The organism is Bacillus sp. 05T21 (assembly GCF_056396785.1).
The window spans coordinates 842,740-863,689 of record NZ_JBFTMD010000001.1; the positions used below are offsets into that span (position 1 = coordinate 842,740).

Genomic DNA, 20,950 nt, shown 5'->3' on the forward strand with positions numbered 1-20,950 from the left:
AAAATTTTCCAATTATTTAATGCTGTTCCCATCAAATACAAAACGAATATTATATGAAGCGTTATAATTAATAATTGGGATGTTAATTTTCACCTTTCCTTTTAGTTTTTCTGACAAGTCAGCAACTTCAAATTCTACTACTCTAGTATTCTCTTTTTTGTTTTCACTTAAGACTGTTGTTTCTAAAAATTGACCATCTTTTTCTACTTGGAAACTTTTAATAGAAACACTATCTTTCACTTTCAATGAAACGTATTGTTTTCCATTTTTAACTGTTAATGTTGCTGGACTTTCAAAATAACTATTCATTCTAGATGATTCATCTTTATCGCCTTTCCATACAGTAAAAGCAATATTATATTTTCCATCAGCTAGTTGTGTAGCAGCTTTTGCATCTTGTAACCCTAGTGTTGCTATAAACGTAAATAAGACAGCAAATACGGCAATAATCATTTTAAATTGTTTAAACATATATTCATCGCCCTTCCAAAGATTTATTTACCTAACTTCACTTTACGAACTAAGAAAATACCTGAAATAAGAAGTAATGTTGCAAATAATCCAATGCGTGCTTCATCACTTGTTTTTGGGTTATCTGTTTTTTCAGCTTTCCCACTTTCATTTGTTCCTTTATTTACATCTTTGTTTGTTTCTTTGCTCTCTTCTTTCTTCACTTCTTCTTTTACTTGTGTATTTTTTTGAGTTTGATCTTCATTTTTTGTTGCAGCAGTTTCCTTATTCTCTCCACCTACTGCTTTTACATTTGCATCAAACGCAAAGCGAATTGTGTAGTTATGGTCATAATTTACGTTCGGTACAACAACATGAATTTTTACAGCTGCTGGTTTAGATAAGTCGTCTATTTTAAACTCTACAGTTCTTTTATCTGCAGATTCATCTTTACTAACAACTTTTGCATCAACAAAGTTCCCGTTCTCTGGTGCTTTAAATTCTGTAATCCAAGCACTATGATTCATAGGAATTTGTACTCTCATCTCACCATTTTTTACAATTAACTTAGCTGGTTTTTCAAAATAATCATTTGCCATTGAAGCTGAATCATTTTCTGCTTTTTGTATGACATAGTTAATATCGTAAGTACCGTCAGCTACATTTGCCGAAGCTTGTCCGAATGGCACTACGAGAAAAGCTAGCATACATACGAATGTCATAATAAAAGCGGGTAATACCGAAAACTTTCTCATTTACCTTACTGCCTCCTTGTTTTTCTTTTTTTGAAAATGATAATTATTCTCAATATATAAGAAAAAAAATAATCTTTCTATCTCTATTTTATAACGAGTAACACTATGTAGTTAGAAATATATTGATTATCATTCTCATTGATAGACAAAAAAATAATCCCACCAATTTTTCCTATAAGAATAAACATAAAACTCTTTCATCATTTTATTGATTATCATTCTCAACGAATTTCAAAAAAAATAAACCGCCTAATTCTATCGTTCTATCACCTCTTCTTACAAAAATGATATAGTCATAGAAAACCTCTTCCCTTCCAATATTTCCACAACTAAGTCAATCTTAGCCTACTGGTAATTTTTTTGTCAACTATATTACGTATAAAATTTTTAATATCTGAATTCTTCTATATATAATTTTTCTACAAAAAAAGAGGCTTTCTTTTAAAGAAAGCCTCTTTCCCTTATTTTTCTACAGCAATTTCTTGCTTTTGAAATAAAGAAACTACATATCCAATTGCAATTCCAATGATACCCGGAACTAACCAACCAATCCCTACACTATATAATGGAATTTTATCTAAAATAGGAGCAAGGGCCGCTACTTGAAGATTTGCATTATGCAATCCATCAAAGAAGCTAATTGCAAATGCGCCTACAATACCGCCTACATACATAGCTAATGGAAGACGAATATAGTTTTCAACAAGTGATAATACGATCAGTACGATACCAATTGGGTAAATTGCAATTAAGATTGGTAATGCTAATGCGTTTAACTGAGTTAAACCAAGATTTGCTACCATAAATGCTAATACAGAGAAAATAAAAATGACTTTTTGATAAGAAAGCTTTGGTAATAACGAAGAAAAATATTCTCCACAAGCTGCTACAATACCGACAGAAGTTGTTAAGCATGCTGCTGTAATTGCGATACCTAGTAATAATGTTCCGTAGCTACCAAATAAATGATTCACGACGTTTGTTAAAATAATTCCGCCGTTTGCTCCCATTCCAAGTGAAACACTAGAAGCTCCAAGGTAAGCAAGTGCTAAATAAACAAGAAGTAAGCCAAGTGCTGCAATAAATCCTGCAAAGATTGTTACTTTCGCAATACTGTTCTTATTTGTAATGCCTTTTGCTTTTAAAGCATTGATCACAACATTTCCGAAAACAAGTGCTGCTAATCCATCTAAAGTTAAATATCCATCAATAAAACCTTTAAAGAGCGGGGCACTATACGCTTCTGTAGGGGCACCAAACTCTCCCATTGGAGTCATAATTGCTTTCGCTACAATAATTGCAATAACAGCTAATAAAATTGGAGTTAACACTTTACCAATGCGCCCCACTAATTTCGATGGGTTTAATGCTAAATAGAAAGTTACTGCAAAGAAAATCAATGTAAAGATAACAAGTGGATAGGATTGACCAGCTATCTCACTTGGTAAAAACGGTGCAACACTCATTTCATAAGCAACAGTCCCTGTACGTGGCACACTAACAAATACGCCTAAACATAAATAAATTGCAGTAATGAAAATTAGCGCGAATACAGGATGTACACGTCCTGCTAATTCATTAATATCTCCCTTTAGAGCTATAACAATAACTCCTAATAAAGGCAGTCCTACACCTGTTACGATAAAGCCAAATAACGCGATCCATACATCTGTTCCAGCACCTTGCCCTAACGCTGGTGGGAAAATCATATTACCGGCACCGAAAAACAGTGCAAATAACATTAAGCTTATTGCAAACATCTCAGAAAACTTTAAAGATGACTTCATTTCTACTACCTCCTAATTATTTCATTGACAAAATATTCTGAATTAAAATCCGTCACATATCCTCTTTCAAGCATACTTCCCCGTAAAAGAACGCAAAAAACACCCGTCCCTAACAAAGGGACGAGTGTTGAAATCGTGGTTCCACCCTTATTCTAATAAAATGAATTTATAACGAAATAAGCTCATTTTATAGCTCGTGTAAATTGATAACGGTTTTATCCGCCAAGAATTACAATGCATCATGCATGCAGTTCACTCTTGAAGTTTAGAGGTGGTAAGTTTGTCTTTCCGTATTAGGAAGCTCACAGCCTAAGGCTTCCCTCTCTGAAAATCGTCAAAAACAACTCATGTCCTCATCATTACTTTTATAAAATATGTTGTCGAAACTTGTTGTTTTTTATTATATGGGCTATTTTTTAAAAAATCAATAGTTTTATTTTTTCTGACAAAAAAAATATAGGGAGAAAACTTTCCTCCCTATAACTGCCCTATTAATATTTCTAATTCCTCAGGTGTAATGTCTCGCCATTTTCCAGCTTCAAGCTCATTTAGCTCTATATTCATAATGCGCACTCGCTTTAGCTTTGTTACAGTAAATCCGAAAGCACGACTCATTCTACGAATTTGCCTATTCATTCCTTGCGTTAAAACGATGCGGAATGTAGACTGATTAACTCTCGTCACTTTACATGGCTTCGTCATTCCATCTTTAATCTTTACACCGCTGGACATCTCATCAATAAACCAATCTGTAAACGGCTTATCAACAGTGACAACATATTCTTTCTCATGCTCATGATCACCGTGCAAAATTTGATTCGCAATCGCACCGTCATTCGTTAATAAGATGAGTCCTTCCGATGCTTTATCTAATCGTCCAACAGGAAAGATTCGTTCTGGATAATCAATATAATCAATAATGTTTCCTTCAATATGTTCGGCTGCTGTACAAGTAATTCCGACTGGTTTATGGAAGGCAATATACACCTTTTCTTTCTCTTCTTTTGCAATAACTTGCCCATCAATCGTTACAATATCACCTTCATTAACGAGTGCACCGTGCGTACATACTTCACCGTTAATACAGGCACGTCCTGCTTTAATGAGACGGTCTGTTTCACGTCTTGAGCAGGATTTTGCTTCGCTTATGTATTGGTTGATTTTCATGTTTTATTCCTTTTCTTATAGATTAAAAGCGTCAATCCATGGCAATATCATTATGCCAAGATTGACGCTCCTTTACTTCGCAAAAACAACTAAATAAATAACCCCAATTACCAAAAATATTCCGCAACAAGCTAACAATACTTTTGCAAGTTTGTCCATAAACATATAATGGTTTCCCCTTTTGTTTGGTTGTTTGCTATTTTAATTCGACAACTGTTACGCCTAGGCCTCCCTCGCCCATGTCACCGTAGCGGTAGGTTTTCACGCCGCGATGTTTCTTCAAGTAATCTTGTACACCTTGGCGAAGCGCTCCTGTTCCTTTGCCGTGAATAATTGATACACGAGGATAGCTTGCAAGCTGTGCATCGTCTAAATATTTTTCAACGCGCATCATTGCATCTTCATAACGTTCGCCGCGAAGGTCTAGCTCTAACGACACGTGATAATCTCTACCCTTCACACTTGCGACTGCTTTTTTCTCAGTTTGCTTCGGTGTATTAATGTATTCCATATTGGATTCTTTCACTTTCATCTTCAGAATACCAATTTGTACGCTCCACTCTGTATCACTTACTTTTTTAAGCAATTGACCTTTTTGACCGAACGTTAACACTTTTACTTCATCACCTGATCGTAATTGTTGTTTCGGCGCTGTATTTTTCACATTTATTTTTTGTTTCTTCACAAGCTCTGGCGCTGCCCCTTCTAGACGGCTCTTCGCTTCAATAAGCTCATGGTCTTTCACATTTACAAGCTGTGCTTTACGCAATTGACGAAGTTCATGAATAATGCCTTCTGCTTCTTTCTTCGCAGCTTCGACTTTTTCTTCCCCTTCTTTTTGCGCTTTTAATAATTTTTCATCGCGCTCATCGTTAAATTCAATAATTTGGCGCTGTAATTCACGATGAAGTTTTTCAGATTGCTTACGATGTTCTTCCGCTTCTTTTCGTTCGCTCTCTGCATTTTTTTGACTTTCTTCTAGCTTTGCAATCATATTTTCGATTTTGTTCGTATCTGTACTAATATGGTTACGAGCGCGATCAATAACGCGATCAGACAAACCAAGACGCTTCGAAATTTCAAAGGCGTTACTACGTCCTGGTACACCGATTAATAATTTGTACGTTGGACTTAATGTATTCACATCGAACTCAACGCTCGCATTAATAACTTGCTCACGATTGTATCCATATGCTTTTAATTCTGGGTAATGCGTCGTTGCAACAACGCGAGCACCACGGTTACATACTTCATCTAAAATAGAAATCGCTAGTGCAGCCCCTTCTTGCGGATCTGTCCCAGCACCTAATTCATCAAATAGGACTAAACTTTCAAAATCGGCTTTTTCTAAAATATCTACAATGTTTACCATATGAGAAGAGAATGTACTTAAATTTTGTTCAATCGATTGCTCATCACCGATATCAGCAAAGATGTTTTTAAATACACATATCTCTGATTCATCCATTACTGGAATATGAAGACCAGATTGCGCCATTAAGACACAAATACCGACTGTTTTAAGTGTAACTGTTTTACCACCTGTATTCGGTCCTGTAATAACGATTGTTGTAAAGTCTTTACCAAGCATAATGTTATTTGGCACGATAATTTCCGGATCAATAAGCGGATGGCGTGCTTGTTTTAAATCCATGTAGCGTTCATTATTTACAATTGGCTTCGTCGCTTTAATTCGCTTCGCATAAAGAGCTTTCGCAAAAATAAAATCAAGATTTGCAACTACTTCTACGTTTGATAAAACAATATCAGCTTCCACTGCTACTTCTTCCGTTAACATCATTAAAATGCGTTCTACTTCTTGTTTTTCTTTCACACGTGCTTCTTGAAGTGCGTTATTTAATTCCACGATTACTTGCGGTTCGATAAATAATGTTTGTCCAGAAGCAGATTGATCGTGAACAATACCTCCATATACGCCGCGGTATTCTTGTTTTACCGGGATTACGTAGCGTTCGTTACGAATCGTTACAATTGCATCTGATAACATTTTTTGCGCGTTTGAAGAACGCGTCATGTTTTCTAATTTCTCACGAATACGGCTTTCCGCAGTACGAATTTGATTACGAATACCACGCAATTTGTCACTTGCGCTATCGACTACTTCACCGCCGTCACCAATACAATTTGTAATCTTCTTTTCTAAATCATATAAAGACACAATTTGCGCGACATGTGTTTCTAAAATTGGAAGCTCAACACCGTTGTCAATCATATCATCAATGAAACGTTTCATTTGGCGACTACCGTACATCGTACTTGCGATTTCAATTAATTCATGAGGACTTAACATACTTCCAATTTTCGCACGCTTAATATTTGAACGAATATCAGAAATCCCTCCAAGTGGTACATGTCCTTTTAAACGGATGACTTTCGCTGCCTCATCCGTTGTTTCTTGCAATTCCACAATTTCTTCAAAATCTGTGCTTGGCACTAAATTCTTCACTTTATCACGACCAAGTGAAGATGCTGTATGTTCAAGTAATTGTTCTTTTACTTTATTGTATTCTAATACACGCAACGTTCGTTCTAACATGTTGCAGGTCCCCCCTGTATTACTTATTACGTTTAATATAGTCTAATAAACGTTCAATATCCCATGTGTTAATCACGTTATCTTTTTGAATCCAACCTTTACGCGCTGCTGCTACACCTGTTTCCATATCTTCTAACATTTCAAGTGTATGGGCATCCGTATTAATCGCTATTTTTACACCAGCATCTTGTGCTTGTTTTAATAATTTCGCGCTTAAATCTAGACGGTTTGGATTTGCATTTAATTCTAAAACTGTATTTGTTTCTTTTGCAAGCTGGATTAATAAATCTGTATCTACATCGTAACCCTCACGGCGCCCAAGAAGACGTCCTGTCGGATGGGCAATCATTGTGACATGCTTATTCTCAAGTGCAGTGCGAAGACGCTTCATAATCGTTTCACGGTCTTGTGAGAAGCTAGAGTGAATGGCTCCAATGACATAATCTAGTTCTGCTAATACTTCATCGTCAAAATCAAGTGTCGCATCTGGTAAAATGTCCATTTCAATCCCGCGCAAAATTGTAATGTCTGGATACTTTTCATTCATACGTTCAATTTCTTTCGCTTGTTCACGAAGACGCTCTTTCGTTAAACCGTTCGCTACTTTCAAGTATTGCGAGTGATCAGTAATTGCCATAAATTTATATCCACGAGCGCGGCACGCTTTTACCATTTCTTCAATTGAAAAAGCACCGTCACTCCACGTTGTATGCATATGTAAATCACCCTGTATATCAGAGGACTGAATTAAGTTGGGATACTCTTTAATTAATTCAATTTCTTTTCCATCTTCACGCACTTCTGGTGGGATGAATGGAAGGCCAAAGTGGGCGAAGAATGCTTCTTCTGTTTCGAATGTTTTCACTTCACCTGTCTCTAAGATTTCCACACCGTATTCACTAATTTTCTCGCCTCTATCTTTCGCAATTTGGCGCATTTTTACGTTATGGTCTTTTGATCCGGTGAAATGGTGAAGAGTTGTAATAAATTCTTCTGGTTTTACTAAGCGGAAGTCAATTGAAATATCATATTCATATTGAAGACGAACAGATACTTTCGTATCTCCACTTGCAATCACTTCAATCATATTATCAAATTGTAGTAAATGTTCACGCACTACTGCTGGCTCTGTCGTTGCAATGATGAAATCTAAGTCCTTCACTGTCTCACGAACACGGCGTAAACTACCAGCGCGTGAGAAACGAATTATTTCAGCAACATTCGACAATTTCTCCTCTATTTCCCCGGCAATAGGCAATACCATCGCAATTGGTAAACGCTCTGGACGAGAGCCTACTTGATCAATTGCTTCTAATATTTTCTCTTCTGTTTTCTTACCGAATCCAGCTAAAGCTTGTACTTTATTTTCTTCACAAACAGCTTTTAACGTTTCCATATCAACAACACCAAGTTCTTTGTATAACTTGGCCACCTTCTTACCACCAAGGCCTGGTAGTTTTAATAGTGGTAATAAACTGCTTGGTACTTCTTTTTCAAGTTCTTGTAGTACTTCAGATGTTCCCGATTCTATATATTCTTGAATAACTGCTGCCGTTCCTTTTCCGATACCTGGAATCTTTGTGAAATCTTCAATTTCAGAAAGACTACGGTCATCACTTTCTAGTGCTGCCGCCGCTTTACGGAATGCAGATATTTTAAATGGATTCGCGCCCTTTAGTTCCATAAATAGGCCGATTGTCTCTAGTAATTTGATAACTTGTTTTTTATTCACTTTCATCATTGCCCCGCCTTTCTTTCATAGAAAAAAACTTCTCTTTCCGAAAAAAGAGAAGTTACACTCTGCTACCTGTCTGCCATAGTTCCTTCACCTTTTCAGAAAGAATCGGTGTATCGTCTACAATTATTTTGCTAATTGATGATTTTTGTAATGGTGTTTGTATTTGTTCAATTGGAAGAATTGTTCCAACAATAATTAAGACAAACAGAATGATATACACTTCTAAAAAGCCAAGAAGTGCCCCAGCAACCGCATTGACTTGCTTTAAAACTGGGATTTCTGCAAACATATTCAGTAAATTACCAAGTAGTGAAAGTGCGATTTTTGTAATAATAAATAATACAATAAACGCAATTGCTTGATAGAAGACACCCTCAATATTATTCGCATCTATCCATTCTGGAACAGATACATTCTTATCGAATGGATACGGAATAAATTTCGCAAGCGTTGGCGCTAAATCTTTACAGTACCAGTATGCAACGAGGTATGCGATAATAAAGCTTGTTAACTTTACAAGTTGCAAAATAAATCCTCTGCGTAAACCGAGGAAAAATCCCATAACAAGCAATAAAATGATAATAATATCAATCATGTTTATTCCATTCCTTTTTGTGTCATACTTTCTTTCAACTTCTCATGTTCTTCTTTTAATTTTATGTAATCGTGTATGACGTTTACCGCCGTCAATACCGCTAGTCTACTCGTATCAAGCGAAGGATTCTTGGCATTGAGTTCGCGCATTTTATCATCCACAATCGCTGCTACCATGCGGATATGACTTGTACTTTCATCGCCAACAACTGAATACTGTTGGCCATATATTTCTACATTAATTCGACTTTTATTTCCCTTTTGTTGTGACAACTCACCGGCCTCCAATCACGTACAGAATCCTAAAGTTTATCATACCATGAACCATCATAATATGGAAACAGAAAGAACAATCCGATATGATAAAAATAACAACATAAAAAAGGAGCGACCATTTTGTCAAATTCTATCGTAATACAAACAAGTTCTACAGTAATTGAAGACATGAAACAACAATACAAACAAGCACTTAGCCCCAAAACTCCACAAGGCGGTATCTTTATGGCAAAGGTTCCATCTTGCACAATTACAGCTTATAAATCAGGGAAAGTGATGTTTCAAGGTGGACGTGCTGAAGCAGAGGCTTCTCGTTGGCAAAATGTCTCTCAAACACCAAAATCCGCCGTAAAAAAACCGGTCAATTCGCATCAATATGCACCACCTTCTTCTATTGGTACAATGTCGATTTTAGGGTCCGATGAAGTAGGTACTGGTGATTACTTCGGACCGATGACAGTTGTTGCTGTATATGTGGATGCGAAGCAAATTCCACTTTTAAAAGAACTCGGTGTAAAAGACTCCAAAAACTTAAATGATGCTCAAATTGCTGAGATTGCCAAACAACTCCTTCACGTTGTTCCTTACAGCTCCCTCGTTCTTCATAATGAAAAATATAACGAGCTATTTGATAAAGGAAACAACCAAGGTAAACTAAAAGCTTTACTGCATAACAAAGCCATCACAAACTTATTGGCAAAAATCGCGCCTACAAAACCAGAAGGCATCTTAATCGACCAATTTACACAGCCTGATACATACTATAAATATTTAGCGAAACAAAAACAGGTACAGCGTGAAAATGTTTACTTCGCTACAAAAGGTGAAAGTGTCCACTTAGCAGTAGCCGCCGCTTCCATTTTAGCTCGTTACTCATTCGTAAAACAATTTGACGAACTAAGTAAAAAAGCTGGTATGCAACTTCCGAAAGGTGCTGGTAAACAAGTTGATATTGCCGCTGCTAAATTAATTCAAAAAGTCGGTAAAGAAAGACTACCTGAATTTGTGAAAGTGCATTTCGCTAATACAGAGAAGGCGTTTCGCTTACTGAAAAAATAACTACTTTTTAGTATCGACAGGATATGGATGAACTAAACAAGGCGAAAAGAATTGCGTTCTTTTCGCCTTTTATGGATGATATAACAACCTAGAAATTACCCTTTATTTCATCATAGCACTCAAAAATGTAAAAAATCCCATTTTTGTTATAATCAATAGTAAAAACCTCTTATTTTTGTTATAATCTAAATATACAGAATATAAATAACCCAAGGAGAGGTTCCTATTGCTACTTCTACAAATGATTCTAAATATTTTACTAGGGGATCCACATGAACGCCAATTCAAAATTAGAGAAAATATTCAGCTACTAAGTGAACAACGAGAATTCAACAATTTAATAGAGCGCTATGGTCGATCTTTTTTATTAAACTTTCGGATTCGAAAATTTATCGGGAAACACGATGCCCACTTGTTAATTCGAAATCCAGTCAAGCTACAATACTTCTGTGAGGAACTTGAATTTATGATTAAAAGAAGAGGATTGTTTAAATAAGGAGAGAATTCATATGAACTCTGAAAAGGTTAAAAAGTTATTATATGTTTTCGTACACCTCGTAGGCCCGCTTTCTTACCTCATTATCTCTACCATTTGGGGAGCTTTTTTCACTTCCAAATCTACATTCGAAAATATATCTGATAACCTTTGTGTGATGGCCATCTATTACGTGTTTTTAAGCTTACTGTGGTTTTTCTATTTAGGTCGATTAGACAAAGACGTGGATAAGATTACACAAGAGATTCATAACAACAAGATGTAATACATATAAAAAAGGAGAGCCGCCAAGACTCTCCTTTTTGTGTTAGCTTCGTTTCTGCTTCTTATTTGATGAAGGTACTTTATGAGAACCGGTTTCATGCGTTGTTGTTCCTTGTCCTTCCACCTCTGGAGAACCTAGGACTGATCTAGAATGATCTGTTTTCACTTTCTTACTCATTACAATCACCCCCAAGATTACTTTTTACTTAAGGGTAAAAAACTATTCAACATAACCATCTGAACATATACTGGCTACTCTTTTATCCTCCTGTCTGCTGTTCACTAATGTCCCATAGACGTTTTGCGACATCCTTATCCAAAGCGGCTTCAGATGTTTTCCCCACTTGCTTGTCGGCATAGTAACAGCCACTATGGTCAATGAATCCATTTAATTCTGCTAGCCATATTAAAGTTTCCGCACCTTCCTCGGGTGTACGAGAGAAAGGTTTCATTGCCGCCATAGTTAAGCGAGCAACCAGACCATTGTCCTGGTTAAAATTCGTATTCACTAGCCCCGGGTCAAAGCTATAAGCACTAACACTCGTTCCCTCCAACCGCTGTGCCAATTCAGAGGTAAATAAAATGTTAGCTAGTTTTGTTTGCGCATAACGCATTGTAGGACCGCCCATGAACTTCTTAACACCGCGATACAGTTGTTCTGCATCTAGATCACCGAAATCAATTCCCTTTTTAGCCATTTTGTGACCGTGAGATGCGGTGGTAATGACACGAGCAGGAGCACTTTCTTTTAAACGCTCCAACAACAAATTAGTGAGTAAGAATGGACCTAAATGGTTTACTGCCCAGGTCATCTCCAAACCGTCCTCCGTAAGCTTCCTTGTTTGAAATAAAGCACCAGCATTATTCACTAATATATCTATTCTCGGACACCTTTCTAAAATATCAGTAGCTACCCGGCGTATAGATTGTTGGGAAGCCATATCAGCCAGAAATAAATCTACCACCACATTCCCATTCGTTACATTCTTAATTTGAGTCATAGCATCATTCGCTTTTGCCTCGTTGCGTGCAATAATTCCTAGCTTGGCACCACGCTCCGCAAATGCCTTAGCTGCCGCTAATCCAATACCACTTGTGGCACCAGTGATTACTATATACTTGTCACGCAATGTCCACTTTGTATGACTTGGAATTTCCCCCATTGTACAAGAACCCCTTCCCTTGCCCATAAATATTTCATTCGTTTTACTATATGTGAGAGATGAACGAACCTATGAACAACATTTTTCCAAACAAAAAAAGCGAGAGCAGTTGCTCTCGCTTTTTTTATCTTAAAACTCCGAAGAACCTGGAGTTCTTGGGAATGGAATTACGTCACGGATGTTAGCCATGCCAGTGATGTACATTAGGAAGCGCTCGAAACCTAGACCGAATCCAGCGTGTTTTGTACCGCCGTATTTTCTAAGTTCTAAGTACCACCAGTAGTCCTCTTCGTTCATACCTAATTCTTTAATTCTGTCTACTAAAACGTCCATTCTTTCTTCACGTTGACTTCCGCCGATTAATTCGCCGATGCCAGGAACTAGAAGGTCAGTAGCTGCTACTGTTTTACCATCTTCGTTCATACGCATGTAGAATGCTTTAATGTCTTTCGGATAGTCAGTTACGAATACAGGGCGTTTGAAGATTTCTTCTGATAAGTATCTTTCGTGCTCTGTTTGTAAGTCAATACCCCATTCTACTGGGTATTTGAATTCAGCACCTGATTCTTGAAGTACTTTAATTGCTTCTGTATAAGTGATGCGACCGAAGTCAGAGTTGATTACGTTGTTCATGCGCTCTAGAACTGTTTTATCAACGAAGCTGTTGAAGAAGTCCATTTCTTCAGGTGCATGCTCTAGTACGTATTTCATTGCATATTTCAGCATATCTTCTGTAAGATCCATTACATCGCCTAATTCAGCAAATGCAATCTCAGGCTCAACCATCCAGAACTCAGCTGCATGGCGAGTTGTGTTTGAGTTTTCTGCACGGAATGTAGGTCCGAATGTGTACACATCACGGAATGCTAACGCATAAGCTTCAGCATTAAGCTGTCCACTTACTGTTAAATTTGTTTCTTTACCGAAGAAGTCTTTTGATTCGTCAACTTGTCCGTCTTCACCTTTAGGTACGTTGTTTAAATCTTGCGTTGTTACGCGGAACATTTCACCTGCACCTTCTGTATCACTACCAGTGATGATTGGTGTGTGAACATGTACGAATCCACGCTCTTGGAAGAACTGGTGAATCGCAAATGCTGCGATAGAACGCACACGGAACGTTGCAGAGAATGCATTTGTTCTTGGACGTAAGTGAGCGATTGTACGTAAATATTCAAACGTATGACGCTTCTTTTGAAGTGGGTAATCAGAATCTGATAAGCCCTCGATATCAATTTTTTCTGCTTTAATTTCAAATGGTTGCTTCGCTCCAGGCGTTGCAATTACTTTACCTTCTACTTTAACTGAAGAGCTTAGTGGAAGCTTTGCAATTTCTTTGAAGTTCTCTAATTCTGTATCGAAAACAATTTGAACACCTTTGAAGAAGCTACCGTCGTTTAATTCGATGAAACCAAATGCTTTTGAATCACGTAAGTTACGAATCCAACCCGATACTTGTACTGTTTGATCTGCGTATTTATCTGTATCTCTATACAGACTTTTTACTAATGTGTTTTCCATAGTAAAATTCTCCTTTACTCATATATTTAAATACAAAAAAACCTTTCATCCATAAAGGGACGAAAGGTTAAACTTCGCGGTACCACCCAATTTGTCATAAAGACCAACTTTAACTCGTATGTAATACATACTTCCCGGTTTGTAACAGGCCGGATTCCCGTCTAAGTCTACTCTTGAATACAAGTTTCAATTTCGGTTAGCAACTCCAAGGTGTTCTTCACATATACCGCCTCATCAGGCTCTCACCGTCCCTGACTCGCTTTGGATTATAGTATATACTACTTTTCCTTATCATCGTCTTTCGTTTTGTTAAACTAAAATTAATGTACTACATCCGAGAGAAAGATGCAAGATGCCAGAAAATATATCAGCGATTTTCGCAATATATCGACCGTAACTCCAAATATATCAGCGATTTTTATAATATATCGACTTACCGACATTTTCCGACAATCGTGCCATAAAAAAAATTGCCGGACTTAATCCGGCAATTTTTTATTACTTACGTAACTCCGCACCAAATTTCTCTTCTACCGCTGTTAATACACGGTTATGTGCTTCTGTTACTTCTTCGTCTGTTAATGTACGTTCTGCATCGAAGTAGTTCATAGAGAATGCAAGTGATTTCTTGCCTTCTTCCATTTTTTCACCTTCGTATAAGTCGAATAGTGCTACGTCTTTCAGAAGTTCTCCGCCAGCTTCAGCAATGACTTGCTTCATTTCACCAGCTTTTGTTTCTGTTGTTACTACAACAGCCATATCACGTGTCATAGATGGGAAACGTGGAATTGCTGAGTAGTAAGTTCCCTCAGCGTCTGCACCGAATACTTTTGCAAGAGATAATTCGAATACGAATGTATTTTTCACATCTAATTGTTTTTCTGTTTCCGGGTGCAATTGACCGATGAATCCGATTGCTTCACCATCTAATACGATGTCAGCTGTACGGCCTGGGTGCATACCTTCACGTTTTGCTGGTGCATAAGTGATTTGATTTGCCACGCCAAGTACGTCGAATAATCCTTCTAATACACCTTTAACAACGAAGAAGTCTACAACTTTCTTCTCACCTTGCCATGCATGGTGAAGAGCAAGACCTGTCATAACACCTGCAAGATGTTGTTCTTCTTTCGGAAGTTCTCCTGCTTCTGTTGGTAAGAAGATAGAACCTACTTCATATAATGCAACGCTGTCGTTTTTACGTGCAACATTGTATGAAACTGCTTCTAACAATTGTGGCACTAAGCTTAAACGAAGTTGGCTACGCTCTTCGCTCATTGGAAGCGCAAGATTTACAGGAGCTTTTTCGTTAGGCTCAACCATATATTGTTTCGCTTTGTCAGCGCTTGTTAATGAATATGTGATTGCTTCATATAAACCAGCACCTTCTAGGAAGCGGCGTACTTTACGACGTTTCGTTTGTGCTGATGTTAATTTCCCACGTGTCATTGTTCCAGATGGTAATGTAACTGGAATGTGATCATAACCATACAGACGACCTACTTCTTCTACTAAGTCTTCTGAAATTGTAATGTCAGGACGACGTGCTGGTACATTTACATGGAATGTTCCTTCTACTTCTGTGAATGGGAATTTTAAGTTTGTGAACATTGTACCCATTTCACTCGCAGAAATATCTGTACCTAATACACGGTTTACTTTTTCAGCTGTAACAGATACTGTACGTTCTTGTACTTGTAAGTTATCAGCTTCTACTACACCTTCAAGCGCTTCTCCACCAGCGTATTTTGCCATTAAAGCAGCTGCATGTTGAATTGCTTCAAATGTACGTGTTGGGTCGATTCCTTTTTCAAAACGTGCACTTGATTCGCTACGAAGACCTAAGTCTTTTGATGTACGACGCACTGTTTGACCTGCAAAGTATGCAGACTCAATTAGAACGTTTACTGTCTCGCTATCAACTTCAGAATCCGCTCCGCCCATTACACCAGCAACAGCTAACGCTTTTTCACCGTTTGTAATAACAAGGTGGTGGCCTTGTAACGTACGTTCTTGAGCATCTAATGTTTGAATCTTTTCGCCTTCTTTTGCAAGACGAACAACGATTTCTTTTGAACCTAATTTATCGTAATCGAATGCATGTAACGGTTGACCGTATTCCATTAAAATGTAGTTTGTAATATCAACAACGTTGCTAATTGGACGAATGCCAGCTGCCATAAGGCGCGTTTGCATCCACATTGGTGATGGACCAATCTTTACGTTCTTAACCATTTTTGCAATGTATAATGGGTTTTCTTCTTTCGCTTCTACACTTACAGAAATGTAGTCAGAAGTTTTTTCTGCTGTTTCTTGTAAGTCGATAGCTGGAAGTTTCACTTCACGGCCGTAAATAGCAGCTACTTCATATGCAACACCTAACATATTTAAGCAATCTGCACGGTTTGGTGTTAAACCAAGCTCAAGTACTTCATCGTGTAAGTTTAAAATTTCAAGTGCATCTGCACCAACTTCAGCGTCACTTGGGAAAATGAAAATACCATCTGCGTATTCTTTTGAAACTAACTTCCCATCAATGCCAAGCTCTTGAAGAGCGCAAACCATACCGTGAGAAGCTTCACCGCGTAGTTTTGCTTTTTTAATTTTGAAGTTACCAGGAAGTACAGCGCCAACTTTTGCAACTGGTACTTTTAAACCTTTTGCAATGTTAGCAGCTCCACAAATAATTTGAACCGGTTCTTCTTCACCGATATCGATTAAGCATTTGCTTAATTTATCAGCTTCTGGGTGTTTTTCACATTCTAATACGTGACCAACTACAACACCTTTTACACCTTTATTTAATACTTCAACGCCTTCTACTTCAATACCACTTTTCGTGATTTTGTCTGCTAGTTCTTGTGCCGTTACATCTTTAATATCTACATACTCTTGTAACCAACGATATGATACGAACATATTTATCCTCTCCTTCCCTTACGCTCGTTTGAATTGTTGTAAGAAACGTACATCATTTGTATAGAAATGACGAATGTCATCTACGCCGTATTTCAACATTGCGATACGCTCTGCGCCCATACCGAATGCGAAACCTTGATATTCTTTTGAATCATAACCAGCCATTTCAAGTACGTTCGGATGAACCATACCTGCGCCTAAAATTTCAATCCAGCCAGTCCCTTTACAAGTGCCGCAACCTTTACCGTGACACATCATACAAGAAATATCCATCTCTACAGATGGCTCTGTGAATGGGAAGAAACTTGGACGAAGACGGATTTCACGATCTTCACCGAACATCTTTTTCACGAATACTTGCAGTGTACCTTTTAAGTCACTCATGCGAATGTTTTTATCAATTACAAGACCTTCAATTTGCATGAATTGGTGTGAATGCGTTGCATCATCGTCATCGCGGCGATACACTTTACCAGGACAAATAATTTTAATCGGTCCTTTTTCTTTATTCTTTTCCATCGTACGTGCTTGCACAGAAGATGTATGTGTACGTAGTAACGTTTCTTCTGTAATGTAGAATGTATCTTGCATATCACGCGCTGGGTGATCTTTCGGTAAGTTTAATGCTTCGAAGTTGTAGTAGTCTTTTTCTACTTCTGTTCCTTCAGCTACTTCATAACCCATACCGATGAATACATCTTCAATTTGTTCAACAACTGCTGTTAACGGATGGTGACAACCTGTTTCAACAGGACGACCTGGCAGTGTAACATCAATTGTTTCAGTAGCTAATTTCGCCTCAATTACTGCTTTTTCTAAGTTACCAATTTTGTCTTCTAGACGCGTTTGAATCGCTTCACGTACTTCATTTACTAATGCTCCCATACGTGGACGCTCTTCTGCTGATAATTTTCCCATGCCGCGTAATACTTCTGTAATTGGACCTTTTTTCCCTAAATACGCTACGCGTACGTCGTTTAAGCCCTTTAGCTCTTTCGCTTCTTCAATAAGCTCTAACGCTTTTTGCTTTAGCTCTTTTAAACGTGCTTCCATTTGGAACCCTCCTAATTTTAAAAATAAAAAAACCCCGCTCCCAAAAAGGGACGAGGTAAATTCGCGGTACCACCCTAAATTGACAGAACAAGTCTGCCCACTCATTAGTTATAACGATCAATTCTGACCGGAACGCCTTTACATATAAATGGTCCTGGCGCCAACTCCAGAGGTGAATTCACTTCCATCTACCATAAGAATGCTTTCAGTCTACGGCACTCTCTCCCTATATGGCGATTTTGTAAGCTACTCTTCTCTATCAAAGTTTTTCATTAATATACTTTTATTATATGTTCAAAAAAGTTCGATACTCATTTCACCACTTTTTTATGAACATGCACTTCAACTTATTATAAGAAGTTTTTTATCGATTCGCAACTGGGCTTTGTAAATAATACGTTAAAATCCCTGCTGCAACCGCAACATTTAATGATTCTGCCCCGCCGTAAATCGGAATATACAAGTTTTGATCACTTTTCGCAAGAATTTCTTGGCGTACGCCGCTTCCTTCATTCCCTACAATTAATGCAAAACTTCCAGCCGGGGTTACTTCACCAAATGGAACTCCATTTTCAAGAGCTGTTCCATATACAGGGACGTTATTTTCTTTTAACTTGTCTACCCATTCTTCTAAGTTCCCTTTCACAACCGGTAAGTGGAAAATAGAACCTTGTGTAGATCGTAGTACTTTACTATTATAAACATCAACGCACCCTTCTCCAAGCACAACGGCATGAATACCCGCTGCATCCGCTGTACGAATAATCGTTCCCAAATTACCTGGGTCTTGAAGGCCGTCTAATAAAAGAAATTTCCCATCAGTAAGAGCTACTTCTTTCTCATGTTTCTCACAAACAGCAAATACACCTTGCGTTGTTTCTGTTTCGCGAAGTACTTTTACAATTGCTTCAGGCACAATATACATTTCAACATCATTAACTGTCCAATCTTTCGGAAGATCTGTCTGATCTGAAACGATAAGTTCTGTTACAACTCCTGCCTTTAACGCTTCCTCTACTAAATGGAATCCTTCTACAAAAAATAAAGCTTTGTTATCGCGCTCTTTTTTCGTCTGCAGCTTTTTCCACTGCTTCACACGCGGGTTTTGTACTGAGTCAATGTTTTTCATAATATGTATTTCCCTCTCTTCTTGTCTTATCATTATAGCCTATTTTTCATACATATTTACATAAAAAAGAACAAAAACTAACGTCAGTTTCAATTCTGAAGAAGAGGTGAAGATAATGAGTTTTAATTTACGCGGCGCGGTATTAGCGAATGTATCTGGAAATTCACAAGATCAATTACAAGAAACGATTGTCGATGCAATTCAAAGCGGTGAAGAAAAAATGCTTCCAGGTCTTGGCGTTTTATTCGAAGTCATTTGGAAAAATGCTGATGAAAATGAAAAACACGAAATGTTAGGAACACTGGAGCAAGGATTAAAAAAATAAGCAATAAAAGGTCACCTTAGAAAAAAAACTAAGGTGACCTTTTATGTCTATAAAATTTTTCTTCTCCTAAACATTTCTACTTTACTAACGCTACCCCGATGGAGTACAATGTTCAAAATACATTTAAACCGATCGATTTTTCTTCATGTACATCATTAGATAAAAGGAGTGAATGTTTTATGCAACGTATTACGCTTGAACAAGTTTTTAAACATCACATTACACAAAAATATGTAAACCGTTCTGGAATGGTCCACGCGATTGCTGTCGCTTACCATGCGTTTCACTTAGCCAAAAAGCATCACGCCTCAGTCGATGCTGCGACAAAGGCTGGCTTCCTTCATGATATCGGACATCATACGTGGTACACAGGCGGCGAATGGGACTATGACTTGTATAAAAAGAATGATATACATGCGATTAAAGGGGCAGAAAGATCTCATAAATTGCTTATTAGATTAGGAGAACATCCTAAACTAGCAAAAGAAATTTCTATTGCGATTCTTCTTCATACAGATTCTTTCTTAGTACAGCAAGAAATTGAAAGAACATCTCTTCAAAACATTATTAAATGGGCAGACGAAGCAGATGAAGAACCGGGTGGAGCGCACCATTATAGAACGATTTCTTACGAAAAAGCACTTAAAGCTATTCAGCAATTAGACCGATTGGTAGAGCGTGAATTACAAATAGAGCAAAAGAAATTGAATGACAAGGCAGAACATAGTTATCAATGAGAAAGAGGCATCACTATAGGGTGATACCTCTTTTATTATTTTGCGAAAAATACACCTTTGTATGTAATATTTAAATGTTACACTCAAAAGCAAAATACTTTATAATTAAATATACAAATATAAAGAGGTGATTTTACAAATGCAACCCGCTACACAACTTTCTAATGAACAGAAATACTCTATGTCATGGGGACAATTTATTAGCTCCGTTTTATTCGCTTTTTTCGGAACCGGACTTATTACTGTGTTCCTCGCAATGCCCTTAACAATTTATACAGCCGGTCTTACAGATAAAAAACAAATTGCCCTGTATGAATCTATTGCAAATACTGCAAGTATCGTATTACAACTAGCCGTGTTGTTATTCTTCATTTTTAAATTCGAACCCGCAAAAAAATTACTACTAAAATCTTTTAACTTTAAAGTACTTAAAGAATGGCGTACATACGTATACTTACTTCTTTTCTTCGCTATAAACATTATACTCAATTACATCTTGTTAAATTATGTGTTCCAAGACGCAACAAAGCAGCAATCTTCCGCACTAAACTTAGACGTTTTTAAGCAGTATCAAATATTATTACTTCTCGGCTTCGCTATACTCACACCAATTTTTGAAGAACTTATTTTCCGTGGCTTTATACTTCGCTTCTTCTCAGAGCGCTTTCCATTTTGGATTGCAGCCATCATAACAAGCTTCTTCTTCGGTATCGCTCATACATACTCACTTGGAGTAATGGTAATTACTTTCTTCATGGGATTATTAATGKCTATTTTATGTAAAAAAACAAAATCCATTATTCCAGCTATGTTATTTCATATTATGAATAATATGTTAGCATTCTTGAGTTAGAAAGAGGTGTCATCGCGATACCTCTTTTATTAATTCGTATCATCACTTCTCATTTCTATCAATTTATACATATTTATTAATAATATCCAAAATAAACCTCATGTAGT

Annotated in this window: 20 protein-coding genes and 3 other annotated features; of the genes, 6 read left to right on the forward strand and 14 right to left on the reverse strand. The window is 37.3% G+C overall.

What is annotated here, in order from left to right; all coding sequences use genetic code 11:
- Nucleotides 1–12: 12 nt before the first annotated feature.
- The 8 genes from AC1DKZ_RS04460 to zapA all read right to left on the reverse strand — a co-directional run bounded on the left by AC1DKZ_RS04460 (nt 13) and on the right by zapA (nt 9,321).
- Complete coding sequence (locus tag AC1DKZ_RS04460) at nt 13–471, reverse strand: NEAT domain-containing protein (RefSeq protein ID WP_476995695.1); 459 nt, start codon at nt 469–471, stop codon at nt 13–15.
- A 23-nt stretch (nt 472–494) separates the two neighbouring features.
- Nucleotides 495–1,205, reverse strand: a complete 711-nt coding sequence (gene isdC / locus AC1DKZ_RS04465; RefSeq protein ID WP_427328070.1) for a heme uptake protein IsdC — start codon at nt 1,203–1,205, stop codon at nt 495–497.
- Between the two features lie 461 nt (nt 1,206–1,666).
- Nucleotides 1,667–2,992 (reverse strand): branched-chain amino acid transport system II carrier protein BrnQ6, encoded by a 1,326-nt coding sequence (gene brnQ6, locus AC1DKZ_RS04470; RefSeq protein WP_476995696.1) that lies wholly within the window; start codon nt 2,990–2,992, stop codon nt 1,667–1,669.
- A 113-nt stretch (nt 2,993–3,105) separates the two neighbouring features.
- Nucleotides 3,106–3,361 (reverse strand) — a binding site (T-box leader).
- 108 nt (nt 3,362–3,469) lie between these two features.
- Nucleotides 3,470–4,159, reverse strand: a complete 690-nt coding sequence (locus AC1DKZ_RS04475; RefSeq protein WP_219303634.1) for a 23S rRNA pseudouridine(2604) synthase RluF — start codon at nt 4,157–4,159, stop codon at nt 3,470–3,472.
- Nucleotides 4,160–4,355: 196 nt separating this feature from the next.
- Nucleotides 4,356–6,716 (reverse strand): endonuclease MutS2, encoded by a 2,361-nt coding sequence (locus tag AC1DKZ_RS04480; protein WP_476995697.1) that lies wholly within the window; start codon nt 6,714–6,716, stop codon nt 4,356–4,358.
- Between the two features lie 19 nt (nt 6,717–6,735).
- Nucleotides 6,736–8,454 (reverse strand): DNA polymerase/3'-5' exonuclease PolX, encoded by a 1,719-nt coding sequence (gene polX, locus AC1DKZ_RS04485; RefSeq protein WP_476995698.1) that lies wholly within the window; start codon nt 8,452–8,454, stop codon nt 6,736–6,738.
- A 55-nt stretch (nt 8,455–8,509) separates the two neighbouring features.
- Nucleotides 8,510–9,049, reverse strand: coding sequence for a CvpA family protein (locus tag AC1DKZ_RS04490; protein ID WP_002034246.1), 540 nt, complete (start codon nt 9,047–9,049; stop codon nt 8,510–8,512).
- 2 nt (nt 9,050–9,051) lie between these two features.
- Nucleotides 9,052–9,321 (reverse strand): cell division protein ZapA, encoded by a 270-nt coding sequence (gene zapA / locus AC1DKZ_RS04495; RefSeq protein ID WP_002088902.1) that lies wholly within the window; start codon nt 9,319–9,321, stop codon nt 9,052–9,054.
- Between the two features lie 123 nt (nt 9,322–9,444).
- On the opposite strand from zapA, the gene rnhC reads away from it, so the two are divergent.
- The 3 genes from rnhC to AC1DKZ_RS04510 all read left to right on the forward strand — a co-directional run bounded on the left by rnhC (nt 9,445) and on the right by AC1DKZ_RS04510 (nt 11,144).
- The gene (gene rnhC / locus AC1DKZ_RS04500) at nt 9,445–10,383 is read left to right on the forward strand and encodes a ribonuclease HIII (RefSeq protein WP_476995699.1); all 939 of its coding nucleotides are present in this window, start codon (nt 9,445–9,447) and stop codon (nt 10,381–10,383) included.
- Between the two features lie 226 nt (nt 10,384–10,609).
- Nucleotides 10,610–10,879: a hypothetical protein gene (locus AC1DKZ_RS04505; protein WP_078179649.1), complete on the forward strand. Its 270-nt coding sequence runs from the start codon at nt 10,610–10,612 to the stop codon at nt 10,877–10,879.
- 13 nt (nt 10,880–10,892) lie between these two features.
- Entirely contained in the window at nt 10,893–11,144 is a 252-nt protein-coding gene (locus AC1DKZ_RS04510) for a hypothetical protein (protein WP_002138566.1), read from the forward strand.
- Between the two features lie 42 nt (nt 11,145–11,186).
- Here the strand turns inward: AC1DKZ_RS04510 and AC1DKZ_RS04515 are convergent, their stop codons facing one another.
- From AC1DKZ_RS04515 to AC1DKZ_RS04540, 6 genes are all read right to left on the reverse strand, one after another.
- Entirely contained in the window at nt 11,187–11,321 is a 135-nt protein-coding gene (locus AC1DKZ_RS04515) for a YuzL family protein (RefSeq protein ID WP_002138569.1), read from the reverse strand.
- Nucleotides 11,322–11,403: 82 nt separating this feature from the next.
- Nucleotides 11,404–12,306, reverse strand: a complete 903-nt coding sequence (locus AC1DKZ_RS04520; protein ID WP_476995722.1) for an SDR family oxidoreductase — start codon at nt 12,304–12,306, stop codon at nt 11,404–11,406.
- Between the two features lie 129 nt (nt 12,307–12,435).
- Entirely contained in the window at nt 12,436–13,827 is a 1,392-nt protein-coding gene (asnS, locus tag AC1DKZ_RS04525; protein WP_002034242.1) for an asparagine--tRNA ligase, read from the reverse strand.
- A gap of 52 nt (nt 13,828–13,879) precedes the next feature.
- Nucleotides 13,880–14,131: a binding site (T-box leader), on the reverse strand.
- Nucleotides 14,132–14,325: 194 nt separating this feature from the next.
- Nucleotides 14,326–16,746, reverse strand: coding sequence for a phenylalanine--tRNA ligase subunit beta (pheT, locus tag AC1DKZ_RS04530; protein WP_476995700.1), 2,421 nt, complete (start codon nt 16,744–16,746; stop codon nt 14,326–14,328).
- An 18-nt stretch (nt 16,747–16,764) separates the two neighbouring features.
- A complete protein-coding gene (gene pheS / locus AC1DKZ_RS04535) occupies nt 16,765–17,799 on the reverse strand; it encodes a phenylalanine--tRNA ligase subunit alpha (RefSeq protein WP_002015457.1) in 1,035 nt (344 codons plus the stop codon).
- Between the two features lie 43 nt (nt 17,800–17,842).
- Nucleotides 17,843–18,071, reverse strand: a binding site (T-box leader).
- 92 nt (nt 18,072–18,163) lie between these two features.
- The gene (locus AC1DKZ_RS04540; protein ID WP_002015458.1) at nt 18,164–18,961 is read right to left on the reverse strand and encodes a TrmH family RNA methyltransferase; all 798 of its coding nucleotides are present in this window, start codon (nt 18,959–18,961) and stop codon (nt 18,164–18,166) included.
- Nucleotides 18,962–19,043: 82 nt separating this feature from the next.
- Here AC1DKZ_RS04540 and sspI point away from each other — a divergent pair, with 82 nt between their 5' ends.
- From sspI to AC1DKZ_RS04555, 3 genes are all read left to right on the forward strand, one after another.
- Nucleotides 19,044–19,253 (forward strand): small acid-soluble spore protein SspI, encoded by a 210-nt coding sequence (gene sspI / locus AC1DKZ_RS04545; protein ID WP_000009511.1) that lies wholly within the window; start codon nt 19,044–19,046, stop codon nt 19,251–19,253.
- A 179-nt stretch (nt 19,254–19,432) separates the two neighbouring features.
- Complete coding sequence (locus AC1DKZ_RS04550; protein WP_002143328.1) at nt 19,433–19,990, forward strand: HD domain-containing protein; 558 nt, start codon at nt 19,433–19,435, stop codon at nt 19,988–19,990.
- 139 nt (nt 19,991–20,129) lie between these two features.
- Nucleotides 20,130–20,843 (forward strand): lysostaphin resistance A-like protein, encoded by a 714-nt coding sequence (locus tag AC1DKZ_RS04555; protein WP_476995701.1) that lies wholly within the window; start codon nt 20,130–20,132, stop codon nt 20,841–20,843.
- The last annotated feature ends 107 nt before the right edge of the window (nt 20,844–20,950 follow it).